We start from the raw sequence: 3,127 nt of genomic DNA on the forward strand, positions 1-3,127 counted from the left end.
GAGACAGGGGCGGGTGCTGGTGGTGTCGCGCTCGCTGCGCGGCTTGCTCTTCTCCACGCGCAGCGTCTTGCTGCCGTGCTGCTTGCCGTTGAGGGCCTCGAAGCCCGGCGAGTCGGCCTCCGCGACGAACACGTAGGCGAACGTGGGGCGCAGCTCCGCGCGCACCATCTTGCCCACCGGCGCGCCCGCGTCCTCCATCGCCGTGGCGATGCTGCCCGGCCCCAGGCCATCCGCGGTGCCCAGGTTCACCCAGAGCTTCACCTCGCCCGGGCCGGCCTCCAGCGTGGCGGGCGCGGCGGAGCGGATGCCGCCCCGGTCCTCGCGGCGGGGCTCGTCGCGGCGCGGACGGCGCTCGCGGTCCGGGTGCTCCGCGCGCGGGGCGGCGGGACGCTCGGTGCGCTCCGTGCGCTCGCCCCGGTCCTCGCGGCGGGGGGGACGCTCGCGCTCGCGCTCGCGGTCCTTGCCCCGGCGCTCCAGGGGCTTCCTCTGCTCCACCGGCTCGCGCTTCTCCGTCTCCCCGGCGGCCTGTGCCTTCTCCATGCGCAGGTGGCTGAAGAAGTACTTGATGAGGAAGGCGATGAGGTCGTCCGCGTCGCTGCGCGTCTTCAGCTGCGACGCCAGGGGCAGGAAGCCCTCGAAGATGCTGGAACCGGTGGCCTCGCGGATCTCCCGCACGTGGCGCTCGGTCCACAGGTGCATGGCCTCTTCCGGGGCCGGCATCTCGCGCATCTCGAACTTGATGCCGTACTTCTTCTCCAGCACGGAGAAGGTCGCCAGCTCGCGCCCGGAGAAGAGGTTGATGGCGGTGCCCTTGTTGCCGATGCGGCCCGTGCGGCCCACGCGGTGCAGGTACACGGCGGGGTCTTCCGGCAGGGAGTAGTTGATGACGTACTCCAGCCCGGAGATGTCGATGCCGCGCGCCGCGATGTCCGTGGCGACCATGAAGGCCACCTCGCCGCGCTTCACCTTGCCCATCACCCGCTCGCGCTCCTTCTGCGGCAGGTCTCCGTTGAGCAGCTCCGCGTCGAAGCCGTTGCGGTTGAGCACCGCGGTCACCAGCGCCGTGTCATCCCGCGTGTTGCAGAAGATGATGGCGTTGGAGGGCTCCTCCTTCTCAAGGATGTAGATGAGGTTGCGCGGCTTGGGGAACTGATCCGACACGTCGTAGCGGATGTGGTGGATGTGCTCCACCGTGAAGACGTCGCCGGACAGCAGCAGCGTCTCCGCGTTCGTCGTGTAGCGCGCGATGAGGTTCTGGATGTCCGTGGGGACGGTGGCGCTGAAGAGCAGCACCTGGCGCGTCTTCGGAAGACGGTCGAGGATGCGCGTGACCTCCTCGTAGAAGCCCTGGTTCAGCATCTCGTCGGCTTCGTCGAGGATGGCGTGGTCGCAGCCGTCCAGCTTCAGGTTGCCGCGGTTGATGTGGTCGAAGACGCGGCCCGGGGTGCCCACGATGATGGGCGTGCCCTCTTCGAGCGCATCCTCCTGCTGCTTCATGGAGGCGCCGCCGTAGATGGCCGCCACCTTCACGCCCTTGTACTTGGCGAGCGTGGTGAGCTCCTCCGCCACCTGGAGCGCCAGTTCGCGCGTGGGGCAGAGGATGAGGGCGCGCACGCGCTTCTCATCGGGGGAGATCTTCTCCAGCAGGGGCAGGCCGAAGGCGGCCGTCTTGCCCGTGCCCGTCTTGCTGCGGACGATCAGGTCCTTGCCCGCCATCGCGGGGCCGAAGGCCTTGGCCTGGACAGGGGTGGGATTCGTGTAGCCGCGATCCGCCAGCGCGCGGCGGAGGGGCTCGGAGAGGTTCATGTCTTCGAAGCTGATGTCCGCGATGTACTCGCCGGGACGCGTCGTGGCTTCGTCAGGCGCCGGGGCTCCCGGCGTGGGCTCTTGGATGTCGCTCATCGGGCATGGGCATAGCCCCTGCATTACCCTCTGGCAACAATCGCGGCACTTTGGGGTATGGAGCGCGCATGGCGAATGGGAGGAAGAGAACCAATAGCCCGGCCCCCAAGGCCCGCGCGAAGCGACCCGCGGCGCCTGCCCGCCCGAAGGCCCCCCTCGAAGAAGCCGGGGGGGAGGCCGAGGAGGGCGAGGCGCTGGCGTCCGACCCGGACACCCTGGAGCCGGACCTGGCGGAACTGGACGAGGTGGAAGCGGAAATCGAGGAACCCGCGCCGCTCGCCCCTGTGCGGACCCCGACGAAGGCGGAGGCCGCGGCCCTGGTGCGCGCCCAGAACGCGCCCGCGCTGACCAACCGCGACCCCCTCCAGGCCTACATGGCCGAGGTGACGCGCCACCCGCTGCTCACCCGCGAGGAGGAGCACCGGCTGGCCAAGGAGTACCAGTCCACGGGGGACGTGCGGGCGGCCTACCGGCTGGTGGCCTCCAACCTGCGACTGGTGGTGAAGCTGGCGCACGAGTACCACCGCAACCCGCTGTCGCTGCTGGACCTGGTGCAGGAGGGCAACATCGGGCTGATGCAGGCGGTGAAGAAGTACGACCCGGACCGGGGCGTGAAGCTCAGCAGCTACGCCGCCTGGTGGATCCGCGCGTACATCCTCCGTTACATCATGGACAACTGGAAGATGGTGAAGCTGGGGACCACCGAGGCCCAGCGGAAGCTCTTCTTCAAGCTGCGCCAGGAGCAGGAGAAGCTCGTCTCCCAGGGGTTCGAGGCCAGCCCGCGCCTCCTGGCCGAGCGCCTCAACGTCACCGAGCAGGACGTGGTGGAGATGGACCAGCGGCTGGGGCACGACGAGCTGTCCATCGACGCGCCGCTGGGCAACGACGAGGACTCGCGCACCACCCGCGCGGACCGCTACCTGCCCTCCAACGCGGTGCCCGCCGACGAGCGCCTGGGCTCCGAGCAGCTCAAGGCCCTCTTCCGGGAGAACCTGGCCGCCTTCGCCCAGACGCTGGAGGGCAAGGAGCGCTACATCTTCGAGAACCGCCTCACCGCGGACGAGCCGCTGACGCTCCAGGACATCGGCGACAAGTACGGCGTCAGCCGCGAGCGCGCCCGGCAGATTGAAGCGGCCCTCATCAACCGGATGCGCGAGTTCATGCGCGAGCGCATCCCGGACTTCGACATGGTGGCGGTGCCCAAGGGCTGACCCTGTCTCTTATA

2 protein-coding genes are annotated in these 3,127 nt (G+C 69.3%); one reads left to right on the forward strand and one right to left on the reverse strand.

Annotated elements, in window-relative coordinates:
• Window positions 1-1,902 (reverse strand): DEAD/DEAH box helicase (locus D7V97_RS41660; RefSeq protein ID WP_120616080.1); only part of this gene is annotated, 1,902 nt, incomplete at its 3' end.
• 68 nt (window positions 1,903-1,970) lie between these two features.
• Between D7V97_RS41660 and D7V97_RS41665 the strand changes: the two genes are divergently transcribed.
• Window positions 1,971-3,113: an RNA polymerase sigma factor RpoD/SigA gene (locus tag D7V97_RS41665; RefSeq protein ID WP_120616081.1), complete on the forward strand. Its 1,143-nt coding sequence runs from the start codon at window positions 1,971-1,973 to the stop codon at window positions 3,111-3,113.
• Window positions 3,114-3,127: the final 14 nt, after the last annotated feature.

Source organism: Corallococcus sp. CA053C (assembly GCF_003611675.1).
Taxonomy (GTDB): Bacteria; Myxococcota; Myxococcia; order Myxococcales; family Myxococcaceae; genus Corallococcus.